Source organism: Microbacterium sp. OR21, assembly GCF_047306785.1.
Lineage (GTDB): Bacteria > Actinomycetota > Actinomycetes > Actinomycetales > Microbacteriaceae > Microbacterium > Microbacterium esteraromaticum_E.
The window spans coordinates 328578-343507 of record NZ_JAZEXJ010000001.1 but is presented as its reverse complement, the minus strand read 5'-3'; the positions used below and the strand labels follow the sequence as shown (position 1 = coordinate 343507).

The window sequence follows — 14930 nt, the reverse complement described above, 5'->3', positions numbered from 1 at the left end:
GCGCGGGCGGGAGCATTCTGATGGCGAGTGCACGCATCGCGGTGGTCACCGGTGCGGGATCCGGGATCGGGCGGGCCGTGACGGAGGTCATGCTGGAGGCGGGCTTCCGGGTCGCTCTGGCGGGTCGGCGGGCGGATGCCCTGCAGCAGACCGCTGCCGGGCATCCGGATGCCCTGGTCGTGCCCACCGACGTCACCGTCCCCGCGGAGGTCGACGCGCTGTTCCAGCGCGTGGTGGCCGAGTGGGGTCGCGTGGACGTGCTGTTCAACAACGCCGGCGTCTTCGGCCCCGCAGCATCCGCCGCGGATATCGATCCGGTCGACTGGCAGAAGACGATCGACGTCAATGTGACCGGCGCGCTGCTGTGCGCCGGCGCGGCGATGCGCACGATGAGGGCACAGCGGCCGCAAGGCGGGCGCATCATCAACAACGGGTCGATCTCGGCGCAGGTGCCGCGGCCCCTCTCGGTCGCGTATGCGGTGAGCAAGCACGCGATCACCGGCCTGACGAGATCCATCGACCTGGACGGGCGCCCGCACGGCATCAGCTGCGGCCAGATCGACATCGGCAACGCGGCGACGCGGATCATGTCGGAGATCGGGGTGGGATCCGGCGCCCTGCAGCCCGACGGCTCGCGCCTGGTCGAGCCGACCTTCGACGTGGCCGATGCAGCGCGCGCCGTGCTCTTCATGGCGCAGCTGCCCGCCGAGGCGAACATCGCCTCTCTCACCGTCGCCGCGGCGGGGATGCCGTTCGGCGGCAGGGGCTGACGGGGTCAGCAGCCGGCCGAACGGCATCCGGTGCGGATCAGCAGAAGCCGGCGATGCCGTCCCACGACCAGTGGTCGGTGTCGGCGCCCTGACGGAGGAACGATGCCTCGATCAGGCCGTAGGGGCGGTCGGCCGCGTAGAACACCTCGTTGGGGTTCTCGAGGCCGAACGGCGACAGGTCGACCACGAAGTGGTGGCTGTTCGGGGTCGAGAAGCGGATCTCGTCGATCTCGGGGTGCGCCTCGAGAACGGCCTCGGCCATCTCCTTCAGCGTGTGCTGCAGAGCGTACGAGTAGTTGCGCGAGAAGCCCGCGAGCAGCAGACGGCGCACGTCCGCGAAGACCTCGTTGAAGTCGATGTCGTTGCGGTTGTACCGCCACTTGGCGGTCACCGAGGTGGCGAGGATGCGGTCCTCGGTCTCGGCCAGGGTCGTGTACTTGTCCTTCGGGTATCCGACGAAGCCGCTCTGCGTCGACTTCAGCACCTTGAGATCCTGCAGACCCGCGATGACGACCGTGTCGTCGCCGTCGATCTGCACGACCGAGGTGCGGGTCTCGGTGCCGCCGCGGACGAACGAGTGGTCGTGCTCGCCGCTGTCGCCCTGGATGCGCTGCCAGGTGTACTGCTCGGCCTCCCAGCGACCGCCGGTGATCCAGTCGAACTCGCCGGTGAAGTGGCGGCCGAGACGCAGCAGGAACTCCTCGGGGCTGCCGATGCCGTCCTTGGCGAAGGCGTAGACCGTGTTCTTCTGAGTGTCGGTCGGGACGACGTGCTCGTTGTTGCCCTCGAAGTGGGCGCTGTCGAGGTCTCCACGCAGCTGCGAGGTGACGTTGAGGTCCTCGATCTCGTGGCGGTCGGTGTCGCGCGTCACGCGGACGACGCGCACCTCGGCCTTGCCGTACTGGTTCTTGCCCAGAATGATGTTGGTCATGATCTCAACTCAGCTTCCTCGGTAAGTGGAATAGGCGAACGGGCTGAGCAGCAGCGGCACGTGGTAGTGCGCCTGCTCAGCGTCGACCTGGAAGGTCAACACCACCTCCGGGAAGAAGGTGTCCGTGTCGATGCCGGCGAAGTAGGCCGCCGTGTCGAACCGGAGTCGGTATGCACCGCTCTCCAACAGCGAAGGGCCCAGTTCTTTCACCCGCCCGTCAGCATCTGTGGATCCTGAACCGATCCCGACCCACTCGTCGCCCTGACGGGCTTCGAGTGCGACGGCGACGTCGGGCGCGGGGCGTCCGATCGAGGTGTCCAGGATGTGGGTGGTCACGTGGGAAACGCTCATGCTGCGCTCCTTCAGCTCTCGAGGGCTGCTGCCAGACGCAGCGCTGCGATCTCACGCAGCTGCTGATCGACGACGGCGAGCTCCTGTTCGGGGGTGTTGCCCAGTCGCTGCTGCAGCAGGGCGAGGATCTCCTCGGCGGATCGTCCGGCCGCACGCACGAGGTACACGCGGTCGAACTTCTCTTCGTAGGCCTTGTTGCCGGCGGCCAGCTTGGCGGCGGCGTCAGCGTTGACACCGGGCTGCTCGCGGCGCGAGTGCGCGGCTTCGGCGGTGTCGCCCTGCGGCTTCTCGCCGATGCGCGGGTGATGCGCGAGTGCGCCGTCGATCTCGACCTCGGTGAGCGGGGCGGCGGCCGTCGCAGCCGCAGCCGCGACCTGATCGACGCTCTGGTAGGGTCGGCCGTCGACGATCGCGTCGATCCAGCGGGCGATGTCCAGTGCCGGCTTCACGACGGCGACGGCTTCTTCACGGGGAGCCGAGTTGAAGTCCTCGAGCAGCATCTTCGATCCTCAAGCGGAATGCTGGCATCCGGCGCGAAGGCTATACGGAAACCCCTGACGGAGTCTTCACGAGAAGGTTACTTCCGTATGCCGGAACTGTTATTTCAGCATCTGCAAGTATTCTGCGGGCCGCCGGTTCCGTTTGTCAACCTCGCCGGCGACCCTTTCGCATCGTGGAGTCAGACTCCGAGCTCGGCGCGCAAGCGCGCGACGTGACCCTCTGCATCCACACCATATTCTGCCCGCTGCACGATACCGTCGCCGTCGAGCACGAAGGTCGAGCGGATCACGCCGTCGAAGGTGCGCTCGCCCACCGTCTTCTCACCCCAGACGCCCCACGCCTTGGCGACGGCGGCGTCGCTGTCGGCGAGCAGCGGGAAGGTGAGGTGCTCCGCCTCGGCGAACGAGCGGATCTCGTCGATCGAGTCGGGCGAGACGCCGATGACCGCGTAGCCGGCGGCGTCGAGCGCCGAGAGGCTGTCGCGGAAGTCGCACGCCTCGGTCGTGCAGCCGGGGGTGGCCGCCTTCGGGTAGAAGTAGACGACCACGTTGCGGCCGCGGTAGTCCGAGAGCGCGATGGTGCGACCCTCGGCGTCGACGAGGGCGAAGTCGGGTGCGGTGACGCCGGGGGTGAGCTTGTCGGTCATGATGACTCCGTTCGGTTGGGATCCGGGATCGGGTTTCTGCGGCGCGAGAACTCTAACCCGACGACGACCGTCTGTCAGCAGGCGCTGAGGCCCTGTCAGCCCCTGCCGGGGCTACACTCGCTCGGTGTTGACAGCGTTTCGTCGGCATGGTGAGATCCTGTAGTGCGAAATCTTGCTCTCGCATTATGAAAGCATTACGAAGGGATGGCGGGGATGCCACACGACGGCGAGCACCAGGAATCCGCACGTGTCTCGCTCGACCCGACGGGCGAGCGATACGACCTCGTGATCCGCGGCGAGCGCGTCCTCACCAGCTCCGGCATCCGCCCGCGCGAGGTGGGCGTGCGCGGCGGCGTGATCGTCGCGATGCAGCCACTCGGCAACAACCTCGACGGCGAGGAGATCATCGAGCTCGCCGAGGACGAGACCCTGATCCCCGGCCTGGTCGACACGCACGTGCACGTCAACGAGCCCGGCCGCACCGAATGGGAGGGCTTCGCGTCGGCCACGCGCGCCGCGGCCGCCGGCGGCGTCACCACGATCGTCGACATGCCACTGAACAGCATCCCGCCGACGGTGAACGTCGAGGCGCTCGAGATCAAGCGCAACGCCGCACGCGGGCAGACCCACGTCGACGTGGGCTTCTGGGGTGGTGCGATCCCGGGCAACACCGCCGACCTCCGCCCCCTGCACGACGCGGGCGTATTCGGCTTCAAGAGCTTCCTGCTGCACTCCGGCGTCGACGAGTTCCCGCCACTCGACCCCGACGAGCTCGAGAAGGACATGCGCGAGCTCGCCACCTTCGACTCGGTCATGATCGTGCACGCCGAGGACTCGCGTGCCATCGACCGCGCCCCTCAGCCCGACGGCGACGATTACTCCAAGTTCCTGGCATCCCGCCCCCGCGGCGCCGAGAACCTCGCGATCGCCGAGGTCATCGAGCGCGCCCGCTGGACCGACGCCCGCGCGCACATCCTGCACCTGTCGTCGTCCGACGCCCTGGCGATGCTGCGCACGGCGAAGCACGACGGTCTGAAGATCACGGTCGAGACCTGCCCGCACTACCTGACCCTGGTCAGCGAGGAGATCCCGCTGGGCGCGACGGCGTTCAAGTGCTGCCCGCCGATCCGCGAGGCCGGAAACCGCGAGCTGCTCTGGCAGGGCCTGGAGGACGGCACGATCGACTTCATCGTGTCGGACCACTCCCCCTCGACCCTCGATCTGAAGGACCTCGAGAACGGGGACTTCGGCGTGGCCTGGGGCGGCGTCGCCTCGCTGCAGCTCGGCCTGTCGCTGATCTGGACCGAGGCGCGCCGGCGCGGCCTGTCGCTCGAGCAGGTCGTCGCCTGGATGAGCGAACGCCCGGCACAGTTCGCCGGGCTCACCGGCAAGGGCCGCATCGCTCCGGGGTACGACGCCGACTTCTCGGTCTTCGCCGCCGATGACGCCTACGTGGTCGACGTCACGAAGCTGCACCACAAGAACCCGATCACGCCGTACCAGGGCAGGGCTCTCGCCGGTGTCGTGCGCCGCACGTGGCTGCACGGCGAGGTCATCGACTTCGAGAACCCGCGCGGTCGTCTGCTTCGCCGCGGGATGGCGAACGCCTGACGGGCGCTCACGGCGCCCGCCGACGAGCCGCTGCCGGCCTGACGACGCGTCAGGCGGGCAGCGGCTCGTCGCGGTAGAGCGCCTCGAACGTGTCGAGCGTGCGATTGATGTCGTGCACGGCGACGCCGTCGAGCGAGGCGCGCTGCATCCGCTCGTACTCGGCGGGCGAGGCGGTCAGCACCCGGGTCAGCTTGTCGGCGAGGTCGTCGACGTTCCCCGGCTCGAACAGGTGCCCGTTCTCGCCGTCGTGCACGAGGTGGGGCAGGGCGACGGCGTTGGCTCCGACGACGGGCAGGGCGGATGCCATGGCCTCCATCGTCACGATCGACTGCAGCTCGGCGATCGACGCGATCGCGAACACCGACGAGCGCGAGTAGAGCTCCCGCAGCTGCTCGTCCGTCACGAGGCCGTGGAAGGTGACCCGGTCGGCGATGCCGAGCTGGGCGGTCAGAGACTCCAGCGCCTTGCGTTGGTCTCCCCCGCCGGCGATGTCGAAGTGCACGTCGAGCGCCGGGTCGAGCCGCTGCACGGCGCGCAGCACCACGTCGACCTGCTTCTCGCCGGTGAGCCGGCCGACGAAGAGGATCCGGTTCTTCTCGCGCGGGGCGATCACCGGGGTGTAGTTGCGCCGGTCGATTCCGCAGCTGATCGGCACGACTCCCTGCGTGTCGATCGTGCGCTCGAGGAAGTCGGCGGCCTTGCGGGTGGGCGTGGTCACCGCCCGTGTCATGTCGAAGGTGCGCTTGGCGTCGGCCCAGGCGAGGCGCAGCACGATGTCGTCGATGAACTTCGGCATCGTGGTGTGGTCGAGGATGTTCTCGGCCATGACGTGGTTCGTCGCGACGACGGGGATGCCGCGCTGGTGGGCGATGCGCGTGAGTCCGCGGCCGATGATGATGTGCGACTGGATGTGCACGATGTCGGGCTGCACCTCGTCGAGCACCTTGCGCGCCCAGTGCTTCGAGCGCCACGGCCACACGAAGCGCACCCAGTCGTGCGGCAGCCAGCGCAGGGCCGGCAGCCGGTGCATCGTCATGGGCTCGCCCTCGATCACCTCGGTGTGCGCGGGCGAGTGCCGGTAGGCGGTGTTGGGCGCCACGACGTGCACGTCGTGGCCGCGCTGCACGAGGCCGGCGGCGAGCCGCTCGGCGAAGCGAGCGGCACCGTTGATGTCGGGGGCGAACGTGTCGCAGCCGATGAGGATCTTCAGGGGGCGTCCGGAGGTCACGGGAAGTCTGCTGCCTATCTCTAGCTCTGGGCGCCCGTCACTCTACCCGAGGGGACTGTGCCCGCCGGGGAGGCGGGCCGCGTACCGTGGTGTCATGCGTCTGATCTCGTCTGCCGACCGCACCCTGTGGATCCCCGTCACCGGGTCGCTGGGCTTCACCGGCCGTCGGCACCGGAAGGCCGCCATCCGGATGCTCATGGCGCAGGCCGGCACGGGTCTCGGCCGAGAGACGATGCCCGGCGCGCGGTTCGGCAGCTGGCTGGCGAGCCAGGCGATCCCGTTCGCGATGCGCAAGGCTGACGGACGGGTGCTGGCCTGGACGTGGAAGGCCGAGCCGGAGCTCGTGGTGGCGATGGCGACTGTGCAGGCGCTCACCCCGCAGCTGCGCACGGCGCGCGCGATGATGCCGATGGAGTACGACGACACCGAGGACTTCCGCACCGCGCTCGGCCAGGGCGAGAAGCTCATGATGCCCATGCCGTCCGATCCGGCATCCCCGTCGTCGGCGACCTACACCTGGGACACGGGGACGCACCTCATCACCCTCACCGCGGTGTGCAGCGATCGCGAGCGGTTCGGCACCCTCGAGAGCGCCCTCGACGACCTCGCCCGAAGCATCCGCATCGCCGATGACATCCCCGGCGGCGCGGGTGACGTGCTGCGTCTGCCGCCGGCCTGAGCTGCGCGGCCCGTCTGAGCGGCGCGGAATCGAGACCCGGCTGACCAGCGCGTGTCAGGCCGGCGCGTACTCCGAGATCACGACGCCGGAGTCGAACCGGGCGGCCGCACGCGGGATTATCGCGCGCGGCGCGTAGGGGTGATCGCCGAACAGCCGGATGCCGTCGCCGAGCAGCACGGGGCTCACCTTCAGCACGAGGCGGTCGATCTCGCCGGCCAGTCGCGCGGCGAGCGCCCCGCCTCCGCACAGCCAGATGCCGGAGCCCGGCTCGCTCTTGAGCGCGCGGACGACCTCGATCGGATCACGGTCGGTGAACTGGACGTCCTCCGCCCCCTCCGGCGCATCGTGCGCGCGCGTGAAGACGATCTGCCGCAGGTGCGAGTAGGGATTCGGCACGTGGGGCAGGCCGATCGCGTAGGTGTTCCAGCCCATCAGCACCGTGTCGAAGGGGCCGTCGTCGCTCGGCACGCCGACGTGATCGGCGAAGGCGGTCGGCACGGTGCCGCGATACCTCTCCGCGATGAACGCCATATGGTCGCCCTCCGCGAGGAACCGGTCGTGCTCTCCGCCCGGGCCGGCGATGAAGCCGTCGATCGAGACGGCGACGAAGTAGGTGAGTTCTCGCATCGGTGCTCCGATCACAACAGGTGCAGTGGTTGGCAGACTACAACAGCTGCAGTGCTTGCGCTAGGGTCATCCCATGGCGAAGAACGATGCGCGGCGCAGTGCGCTGGCGGATGCCGGGATCACCGTGCTCGCCAGGGAGGGCTCGCGCGGGCTCACCCACCGGGCGATCGACGCCGAGGCGGGGGTGCCGCTCGGAACCACGTCGAACTACTTCCGCAGCCGGGAGCTGCTCATCGCCGGACTCGTCGAGCGGATCGGCATCCGTCTCGCGCCCACCGCCGAGGATCTCGCCGCGCGTGAGTCCGCACCGCCGACGCGCGAGCTCTTCGCCGATTACGTGCGGGACATCGTTCGACGCCTCATCACCCACCGCGAGGTCACGCTGGCGCTGTTCGAGCTGCGACTCGAGGTGGCCCGCCGGCCGGAGTTGATGCCCGCGTTCCGCGACTGGCAGCGTGCCGCGTTCGACGCGGACGTGGCGTTCAACGAGGCCGCAGGGCTGCCAGGGGGGCGTCGCGAGATCGCGCTGTTCCACTACGCGATCGAGGGTCTGGTCTTCGACCGGCTCACCTCGTCGCTCGACCCGGAGACCGGCACCGACGAGATCGTCGACGCGCTCGTCGAGGGCCTGATCGACGGCACCCGCGTCACAGGCAGCCGGCGAACGCCATCGACGTGAGCGTGGTCGCGGCGACGAGCACGGAGAGCATGCCGCCCAGCGCCAGCGGACGCCAGCCCGCGCTGCGGATCGCCGTCAGATCGGTCGACAGGCCGATGCCGGCCAATGCGATCGCCACGAGGAAGCCGCTGACGCCGCTCAGCACCTCGGCAACGGCCGGCGGGATGGCGCCCGCGGAGTTCACCAGCGCGAGCACCACGAAGCCGACCAGGAACCACGGCACCAGCCGCACCAGACGGCCGAGCGAGAAGCCGCTGCGCTCCTGCCCCCGGCGGGCCTGCAGGAACGCGAGGCCCACGCTGACCGGGATGATCATCAGCGTCCGCACGAGCTTGACCACCACGGCGAACTCCAGGGCCGCGGCGCCGTAGACGGTGGCGGCGGCGACCACCGAGCTGGTGTCGTTCACCGCCGTGCCGGCGAACAGCCCGAACGCCTGCGGTGACATGCCGAGCAGGTGCCCGATCAGCGGGAACGCGCCGATCGCGAGAATGTTGAACAGGAAGATGGTCGAGACGGCGTACGCGACCTGCGAGCTCTTCGCGCGGATCACCGGCGAGACGGCGGCGATGGCCGAGGCGCCGCAGATGGCGGTGCCCACGCCGATGAGCGTGACCAGCCCGGCGTCGATGCGCAGCGCACGACCGAGCCACCAGGCCGCCAGCACGCATACCGCGAGCGAGAGCAGCATGACCGGCGCCGAGCGCGCGCCGACGCGCAGCACCGAGTCGATCGACAGCCCGGCGCCGAGCAGCACGACCGCGCACTGCAGCACCCGGGAGCTCGCGAACCGCACACCACCGGCGAGCCGACCCGACGGGCGGCGCACGACGGCGACGATCACGCCGATCAGCACCGCCGGTATGGCCGCACCGAGCACGGGGACGAGGTGGCCGATGACGGTGGCGACCGCCGCGATCGTGGCGCAGAGCAGCAGGCCCGGAAGCACGCCGAGCCACGTGAGCGGAGCTCGGCGGGGAGTCTTCGTGTCGGGTGACTGCGGTCGGGAGGCGAGGGCGGGACGCGGCATGTCTTCAGTCTTCGCAGCGTCCGCAACGGGCAGTAGCCAGCGGATCCTTGTAGGGTTACAACGAGGAGTTGTGACCATGCAGATCGTCGACGTCCGTCCGCTGCGGGCCCTGGTGCAGGTGGCCTCAGACGGCAGCATCTCGCGCGCGGCGCGCACCCTCGGCCTCACTCAGCAGGCGCTCTCGGCACGGCTGCGCGCCTTCGAGCGCGAGCTCGACGTCGAGCTGCTGCAGCGCTCTCCGCGCGGCACCGTGCTCAGCGCCCAGGGCGATCTGGTCGTCGTGTGGGCCCGCGACGCGCTGGCCGCCATGGACCGCTTCAACGCGGCGGTCGCCTCGCTGCGCCAGCACAGCGCGACCGACCTCGTGGTGGCGGTCAGCCAGACGGTCGCGGCGCATCTGCTGCCCGCCTGGGTGGCGGCGCTGCATGGCAGGCAGATCGGGCTCGGCCAGCATCCGTCGCCGGTGGTCTTCGACACGGTGAACAGCGACGAGGTGATCCGCAAGGTGCACGAGGGCGAGTGCGCGCTGGGGTTCATCGAGAGCCCGTACGTGCCGACCGGACTGGGCTCGCGGGTCGTGCACTGGGATTCGATGGTCGTCGCCGTCGGTCTGCAGCATCCGTGGGCGAGCCGCGACGGCGTCGACTTCGCCGAGGTCGCCGCGACGCCCCTCATCGTGCGTGAGCAGGGCAGCGGCACGCGTGCCGCCCTCGACCAGGTGCTCAGTGCAGCCGGCTACACCGCCGAGCCGCCGGCATCCGTGCTGTCGACCGAGGCCGCGGTGCGATCGGCGGCGATCGCCGGGATCGCACCGGCGGTGCTCAGCGAGCTGGCGGTCGCCGACGATGTCGCGTTGGGGAGGCTGCGGGCCCTCGAGCTCGAACCGGTGCCGCTGCGCCGGCCGATCACCGCGGTATGGCAGGGCGGCGCGCGCGATCTGCACGGCCTCGCCCGCGAGCTGGTCGACGTCGCCGTCGCGGGCTGAACCGGATGCCGAAACGGCCCGTCCCCGCATGTGCGGGAGACGGGCCGTTCGGCTGGAGTGCTGGCGGGCTCAGCTCTGGCAGGCCTCGCCGAGCTTCTTGCTCGCGTCGGTCACCTTGGTGACGGTGTCGCTCATCTTCTCCATGGCCTCGCTGGCCTTCGACGGGTCGGCCGAGACCTCGCCGATGATGGTCGAGAACTCGCCGTACGCGTTGACGAACTCGTTGTAGACCGGCGAGATCTCCTCGTTGGTGATCTTCTCGCCGAGCGCCTCGAACTCCTTCTGCACGTCCTCGAGGGCGGCGGCTGCGGCCTCGGGGTCGGTGGAGGCGGATGCCGAGAGCTCCTGGGCCTTGTTGCTGATCTCGGTGCCCTCGTCGACGAACAGCTGGCAGGCGTCCGCGACGCTCTGGCTGCTGGCAGCCGGCTTGTCGTCGGCCTTCTGGCCGTCGCCGCCGTCGGACGCCGGCGCGCCCGAGCAGCCGGTGAGCCCGACGGCGAGCGCGAGAGCGGTGATGAACAGAGCGGACTTGGGTGCGGTGCGCATGAATTCTCCTCCGGTACAGGCCGAAGACCCGCCTTGCGCAGCCCCCCGACCAGGAAACCCTATTGCATCCGCCGCCACGAAGCCGGAGAACCCGGTGAACGACAGGTCAGATCGTCACGTCGCCCACCACGTTCACCCTGATGCCCATTCCCTGCAGCATCGCGGCCTTGGCGACGAGCGCCCGGTCGGCCGTCTCGGCGTCAGGCGCGTAGACCAGCTGGGCGTGGTTCGCCTTGTGACGAGCCATGAACTGATCCCGCGTCTGGCCGTGCAGGACCACGTGCGCGATCGGCCACTCGGGGTTGGTGGCCTCCTTCCGTCGCTGCGTCTCGTCGTCCGGCAGCGACACCACCGTGGCGCGGAAGATGTCGGCCTGCAGGATGCCGTCGGCGATGAACACCCGGCTCAGCACGACCTCGCCGGGCTTGGAGACGCCGTTGATCGTCGCGCCGCCCGCGGGGAAGAACACGTGGCCCTGACGCCATCCCTCCGCCTTGTCCCAGCCGCCCAGGTGCGAGGCGGGCACCGAACCCGAGATCTCGTACACCCAGACGAACTCGCCGTCGTGCTCGTCACCCCAGCGCACGTCGTGCAGGGTGTTGTCGGGCACCAGCCCCATGGCACGCCAGACCCGGTCGGTCACGAGCGCGTCGACCGCGACGCCCTCGTCGGCCTCGTTGAAGTGCGGGAACGCGCGCCCCTCGTGCAGCACCCGCGAGCCGTCTCGCGAGGTGACCGGAGGCCGCTCGGTGGAGTTGAGGATGCCCTCGGCGAGGTCCGATGCCGGCACCAGGTCCTTCAGTCCCTGCTGGTACTGGATGCCGACCGCATCGAGCCCGAAGTCGTCGGCGATCCGCAGTGCGGCGATGTACATCTTCAGCTGCCACTGCACCTGCTCGCGGGTGAGCTCGGTCGCCGCATCCTCACCGAACCGGAAGGTCATCCCGCGCTCGATCAGCCAGTCGAACGCGGCGTCGGCCTCGGCGTCGGTCACCTCGAGCATCTCGGCGTACAGCGCCGACTGCGACAGACGCTCCTTGTAGATGCCCGTCTGATTGAGCAGCTCGTCGTCGAAGATGGCGTTGTACATGCCCATGCAGCCCTCGTCGAACACGCCGATGATCGCCTTGTCGGCGAGCAGCTCTGCGGCCAGCGCCTCGCCGAGCTGCTTCTCGGGGCTCTCGGGCAGGGCCGGGAGCCGGCGGACGTGCGAGTCGTCGTGCGTGATGCGTCCGGTCTCGGTCCATTCGCGGATGCCCTGCGTGAACCACTCGTCGGTGTAGTCGACCGACCAGGTCGTGGCGTACGGCTTGCCCATCTTGGTGAGCCCGGCGTTGAGTCCGAGCAGCCCGACCAGGCCCGGCCAGTCGCCGGCGAAGTTCGCGACGGTGAGGATGGGGCCCTGGTGGGTGCGCAGCCCTGCGAGCACGTGATGGGAGTACTGCCAGTTGGCGATGGCGACGATGAGGGGCGCCTCGGAGGGGATGTTCTTGAACACCTCCATGCCCATGCGCTGACTGGAGATAAAGCCGTGTCCGGTGGCGGGATCGACGTCGAAGGCGCGGATGACGCTCCAGCCGAGATCCTCGAGCACGCCGGTGACGCCGGCTTCGAGCTCGACCTGGGTCGGCCATCCGGCGATGTTCGCCGACTCGCGCAGGTCACCGGAGGTGATGAGGTAGGCCGTCTTCTCGGCGGCCTGTGGGCGCTCGACGGGGGTCGGGAGGGTGTAGCTCATGATGATTCTCCGTTGGTGAGTGGTTCAGCTGCCGCGCTGCTCGGCGGCGAGTTCGTGCACGACGTCCTTCGTGCCGGCGTAGAGGCGCAGGTAGCGGTCGTACAGCGCGTCGTACGCGGTGCGAGCGTCGGGATCGGGCTCGATCCGCTCGGCGACCGGGTTCCACTGCTCGATCCGCGGCGCGTGGCCGTCAGCCCCGACGGCGGAGGCCGCCAGGAACGCGGCACCGTAGCTCGCGCCGATGGTGGTGGCCGGGACCTCCTGCACGAGGCCGGTGACGTCCGAGACGATCTGCAGCCACAGGCGGCCCTGCGTGCCCCCGCCGACCGCGACGATGCGCCGGATGTCCGCGCCGGCACGGCGCATGGTCTCGATGTTGTGCCGCACACCGAGCGCCGTGGCCTCGAGCGCGGCGCGGTACAGGTCGCCGCGGCCGTGGCGGAGGGTGAGCCCGGCGATCACGCCCCGGGCATCCGGGTCCTGGATGGGGGTGCGCTCGCCCGCGAAGTACGGCAGCATGAGCAGTCCCCTCGCGCCGACGCCCGACTCGGCCGCCTCGGCGAGCAGCTGCGTGTAGTCGGCCTCGGTGAGATCCTTCAGCCACGCGGTGAGGGCGCCTGAGGTCGACAGGCCGCCGGCGAGGTTCCTCGTGCCGGGGAAGGCACCGGCGGTGGTCCACATCGACGGGGTGCGCAGCGTCTCGGCACCCGTCGCGATGAGGAACATCGTCGTGCCGTACATCAGCATCAGGTCGCCCACGCCGTGAGCACCGACGCTGACAGCCTCCGTCCACGCGTCGATCGTGCCCGTGATCACGGGCACGCCCTCGGGGATGCCGGTGACCTCCGCCGCGACAGCCGTGACAGCGCCAGCGACATCGCCGGCCCACGCCAGCGGAGGCGGCTCGACCGGGGCGGCGAACCGCGACCACCACGGTTCGTGCCACCTCTCATTCTCGATGTCGTAGAGCGGGGAGACCTGGCTGGCCGACTGGTGATCGAGCACGTAGGCACCGGTGAGCTTGCGGGCGAGCCAGGACGCAGGCATGAACAGGCGCGCGGCCTGCGACCAGTGCTGCGGCTCCTCGTCGGCGACCCACGCGATCTTCGGGCCCCCGGCCTGGGAGGTGAGTACCGAACCGCCGATCCGAGCGATCTCGCCGTCGCCGAGTTCGGCGGTCATCCGCGCGATCTGCGCGGCGGCGCGCGTGTCGACGCCGTACAGGATGGCCGGGCGCACCGGCTCGTCGTTTTCGTCGGCGAGCAGGATGCACGGGCCCATGCCGCTCACGCCGACGGCGGCGACCTCGGCGTCGGGGTGCGCGGAGAGGAGTTCGCGGGTGATCGCGACGAACTCCTGCCACCACACCCGACCGTCCATCTCGACCCAGCCGGTGTGCGGCCGGTCGACGTCGTGCGCACGCGTCGCCGTGCCGAGGATCGAGCCTTCGACGTCGACCAGCACGCCTTTCGTGCTCGACGTGCCGACGTCCACCCCGAGGGTGCAGCGCATGGCGTCCTCCTTGATCGCTGGTACTCGCAACACCCTACGCGAAATCGATTTCATGACGCAAGAGCGAACTCGGGCGACGGAGTCGCACGAGTGCTGGACTCAGCTGTCGATTCAATCCGTGCGGCGCGCGGACTGCAGCTCGTTGCGCAGCACTACGGTGCGCGCCGGCTGGCGGTCGCCGCGGATCCGCTCGAGCAGCATCCGCGCGGCAGTGACGCCCATGTGCCGTGCGGGCAGGCGGACGATGGTGACCACCGATGGTGACAGCGTCGTGAACGGCAGGGAGCCGATCACCGCGACGCCGAGCCTGGGAGGGGTGAGGTCGTGCTCGGTGAGCACCTGGATCGCACCGACTCCGATGAGGTTGTTCCCCGCGACCACGGCGTCGGGCGGCTCCGGGAGGGCGAGCAGCTCCTCCATCGCATCCCTCCCGCCGTCGACCCGGAACGTCGCGAACCGCAGCAGCTCGGACGGCGGCTGCAGGCCCGCATCCTGGTGCGCCTGTCGCCAGCCCTCGGCCCGCTCCGCCGCGGTCTCGATGTCCTCGGGCCCGCCGATGTACGCCACGCGCCGGTGCGATCTCAGCATGTGAGTGGTCGCCTGCCTGCCCGCGTCGCGGTTGGCCATGACGACGGCGTCGATGTCGTGCGCCGCGCCTCGGTCGACCGCCACGACCGGGCGTCCGCTGGCGAGCAGCTCGTCGAGGTTCGTGCGATCGGATGCCGCGGCCACGATGACGCCCGACATGTTCTCGGCCATCGCGATACGCAGGTACGTCGACTCCTTCTCGATCTGCGAATCGGAGTTGCAGAGCACGACCGAGTAGCCGGCCTCGCTCGCCACATCCTCGACCCCGCGGGCCATCTCGGTGAAGTACGGGTTCTCGATGTCGGGGATGACGAGCGCGATCACCTCCGAGCTCTGCCGGCGCAGCGTGCGGGCCGCACGGTTCGGCGTGAAGCTGAGCTCGGTCGCCGCCCGGCGGACGGCATCCACCTTCTCCGCCGACACGCTCGTGCCGTTGAAGACCCGCGACACCGTCGCCGGCGAGACGCCGGCGAGCCTCGCGACGTCGTAGATGGTGGCCACCGGATCC

At 69.8% G+C, this 14930-nt stretch carries 16 protein-coding genes; 5 read left to right on the top strand and 11 right to left on the bottom strand.

The features are described from left to right. Nucleotides 1–20 precede the first annotated feature (20 nt). Nucleotides 21–770, top strand: coding sequence for an SDR family oxidoreductase (locus tag V2S04_RS01640; RefSeq protein ID WP_413636787.1), 750 nt, complete (start codon nucleotides 21–23; stop codon nucleotides 768–770). Between the two features lie 37 nt (nucleotides 771–807). Here the strand turns inward: V2S04_RS01640 and pucL are convergent, their stop codons facing one another. The 4 genes from pucL to bcp all read right to left on the bottom strand — a co-directional run bounded on the left by pucL (nucleotide 808) and on the right by bcp (nucleotide 3199). Further along, nucleotides 808–1701, bottom strand: coding sequence for a factor-independent urate hydroxylase (pucL, locus tag V2S04_RS01635; protein WP_413636786.1), 894 nt, complete (start codon nucleotides 1699–1701; stop codon nucleotides 808–810). A gap of 9 nt (nucleotides 1702–1710) precedes the next feature. Then, on the bottom strand, nucleotides 1711–2052 hold the full coding sequence (gene uraH / locus V2S04_RS01630) for a hydroxyisourate hydrolase (protein ID WP_071641973.1): 342 nt from the start codon (nucleotides 2050–2052) through the stop codon (nucleotides 1711–1713). A gap of 11 nt (nucleotides 2053–2063) precedes the next feature. Next, on the bottom strand, nucleotides 2064–2552 hold the full coding sequence (gene uraD, locus V2S04_RS01625; protein WP_413636785.1) for a 2-oxo-4-hydroxy-4-carboxy-5-ureidoimidazoline decarboxylase: 489 nt from the start codon (nucleotides 2550–2552) through the stop codon (nucleotides 2064–2066). A gap of 179 nt (nucleotides 2553–2731) precedes the next feature. Continuing rightward, on the bottom strand, nucleotides 2732–3199 hold the full coding sequence (bcp, locus tag V2S04_RS01620) for a thioredoxin-dependent thiol peroxidase (protein WP_413636784.1): 468 nt from the start codon (nucleotides 3197–3199) through the stop codon (nucleotides 2732–2734). A 213-nt stretch (nucleotides 3200–3412) separates the two neighbouring features. Between bcp and allB the strand changes: the two genes are divergently transcribed. Beyond that, nucleotides 3413–4810: an allantoinase AllB gene (gene allB / locus V2S04_RS01615; protein WP_413636783.1), complete on the top strand. Its 1398-nt coding sequence runs from the start codon at nucleotides 3413–3415 to the stop codon at nucleotides 4808–4810. 49 nt (nucleotides 4811–4859) lie between these two features. Here the strand turns inward: allB and V2S04_RS01610 are convergent, their stop codons facing one another. Beyond that, nucleotides 4860–6038, bottom strand: coding sequence for a glycosyltransferase (locus tag V2S04_RS01610; RefSeq protein WP_413636782.1), 1179 nt, complete (start codon nucleotides 6036–6038; stop codon nucleotides 4860–4862). 94 nt (nucleotides 6039–6132) lie between these two features. On the opposite strand from V2S04_RS01610, the gene V2S04_RS01605 reads away from it, so the two are divergent. Further along, nucleotides 6133–6717 (top strand): hypothetical protein, encoded by a 585-nt coding sequence (locus V2S04_RS01605; protein ID WP_413636781.1) that lies wholly within the window; start codon nucleotides 6133–6135, stop codon nucleotides 6715–6717. A gap of 54 nt (nucleotides 6718–6771) precedes the next feature. Here the strand turns inward: V2S04_RS01605 and V2S04_RS01600 are convergent, their stop codons facing one another. After that, on the bottom strand, nucleotides 6772–7344 hold the full coding sequence (locus V2S04_RS01600) for a dihydrofolate reductase family protein (RefSeq protein WP_413636780.1): 573 nt from the start codon (nucleotides 7342–7344) through the stop codon (nucleotides 6772–6774). Between the two features lie 73 nt (nucleotides 7345–7417). Between V2S04_RS01600 and V2S04_RS01595 the strand changes: the two genes are divergently transcribed. Then, on the top strand, nucleotides 7418–8023 hold the full coding sequence (locus V2S04_RS01595; RefSeq protein WP_413636779.1) for a TetR/AcrR family transcriptional regulator: 606 nt from the start codon (nucleotides 7418–7420) through the stop codon (nucleotides 8021–8023). Here the strand turns inward: V2S04_RS01595 and V2S04_RS01590 are convergent. Next, nucleotides 7992–9053 carry a YeiH family protein gene (locus tag V2S04_RS01590; RefSeq protein ID WP_413636778.1) on the bottom strand — a complete coding sequence of 354 codons (1062 nt, stop codon included), beginning with the start codon at nucleotides 9051–9053 and terminating at the stop codon, nucleotides 7992–7994. The two genes, V2S04_RS01595 and V2S04_RS01590, sit on opposite strands and share 32 nt — an antisense overlap. 76 nt (nucleotides 9054–9129) lie before the next feature. Between V2S04_RS01590 and V2S04_RS01585 the strand changes: the two genes are divergently transcribed. Further along, nucleotides 9130–10038 (top strand): LysR family transcriptional regulator, encoded by a 909-nt coding sequence (locus V2S04_RS01585; RefSeq protein ID WP_413636777.1) that lies wholly within the window; start codon nucleotides 9130–9132, stop codon nucleotides 10036–10038. A 69-nt stretch (nucleotides 10039–10107) separates the two neighbouring features. Here V2S04_RS01585 and V2S04_RS01580 read toward each other — a convergent pair whose 3' ends face one another. From V2S04_RS01580 to V2S04_RS01565, 4 genes are all read right to left on the bottom strand, one after another. After that, nucleotides 10108–10584, bottom strand: coding sequence for a hypothetical protein (locus V2S04_RS01580; protein ID WP_413636776.1), 477 nt, complete (start codon nucleotides 10582–10584; stop codon nucleotides 10108–10110). A gap of 106 nt (nucleotides 10585–10690) precedes the next feature. Beyond that, complete coding sequence (locus V2S04_RS01575) at nucleotides 10691–12322, bottom strand: fucose isomerase (protein WP_413636775.1); 1632 nt, start codon at nucleotides 12320–12322, stop codon at nucleotides 10691–10693. Nucleotides 12323–12346: 24 nt separating this feature from the next. Further along, nucleotides 12347–13834, bottom strand: a complete 1488-nt coding sequence (locus V2S04_RS01570; RefSeq protein ID WP_413636774.1) for an FGGY-family carbohydrate kinase — start codon at nucleotides 13832–13834, stop codon at nucleotides 12347–12349. Between the two features lie 111 nt (nucleotides 13835–13945). After that, on the bottom strand, nucleotides 13946–14923 hold the full coding sequence (locus V2S04_RS01565) for a LacI family DNA-binding transcriptional regulator (protein WP_413636773.1): 978 nt from the start codon (nucleotides 14921–14923) through the stop codon (nucleotides 13946–13948). Between the last annotated feature and the right edge of the window lie 7 nt (nucleotides 14924–14930).

Excerpts from the sequence above, each read along its gene's own strand:
- V2S04_RS01575 (WP_413636775.1), bottom strand. The coding sequence starts at position 12,322 with ATGAGCTACACCCTCCCGACCCCCGTCGAGCGCCCACAGGCCGCCGAG.
- uraD (WP_413636785.1), bottom strand. The coding sequence starts at position 2,552 with ATGCTGCTCGAGGACTTCAACTCGGCTCCCCGTGAAGAAGCCGTCGCC.
- V2S04_RS01600 (WP_413636780.1), bottom strand. The coding sequence starts at position 7,344 with ATGCGAGAACTCACCTACTTCGTCGCCGTCTCGATCGACGGCTTCATC.
- V2S04_RS01590 (WP_413636778.1), bottom strand. The coding sequence starts at position 9,053 with ATGCCGCGTCCCGCCCTCGCCTCCCGACCGCAGTCACCCGACACGAAG.
- bcp (WP_413636784.1), bottom strand. The coding sequence starts at position 3,199 with ATGACCGACAAGCTCACCCCCGGCGTCACCGCACCCGACTTCGCCCTC.
- V2S04_RS01605 (WP_413636781.1), top strand. The coding sequence starts at position 6,133 with ATGCGTCTGATCTCGTCTGCCGACCGCACCCTGTGGATCCCCGTCACC.
- pucL (WP_413636786.1), bottom strand. The coding sequence starts at position 1,701 with ATGACCAACATCATTCTGGGCAAGAACCAGTACGGCAAGGCCGAGGTG.
- uraH (WP_071641973.1), bottom strand. The coding sequence starts at position 2,052 with ATGAGCGTTTCCCACGTGACCACCCACATCCTGGACACCTCGATCGGA.
- allB (WP_413636783.1), top strand. The coding sequence starts at position 3,413 with ATGCCACACGACGGCGAGCACCAGGAATCCGCACGTGTCTCGCTCGAC.
- V2S04_RS01570 (WP_413636774.1), bottom strand. The coding sequence starts at position 13,834 with ATGCGCTGCACCCTCGGGGTGGACGTCGGCACGTCGAGCACGAAAGGC.
- V2S04_RS01580 (WP_413636776.1), bottom strand. The coding sequence starts at position 10,584 with ATGCGCACCGCACCCAAGTCCGCTCTGTTCATCACCGCTCTCGCGCTC.
- V2S04_RS01585 (WP_413636777.1), top strand. The coding sequence starts at position 9,130 with ATGCAGATCGTCGACGTCCGTCCGCTGCGGGCCCTGGTGCAGGTGGCC.
- V2S04_RS01640 (WP_413636787.1), top strand. The coding sequence starts at position 21 with ATGGCGAGTGCACGCATCGCGGTGGTCACCGGTGCGGGATCCGGGATC.
- V2S04_RS01595 (WP_413636779.1), top strand. The coding sequence starts at position 7,418 with ATGGCGAAGAACGATGCGCGGCGCAGTGCGCTGGCGGATGCCGGGATC.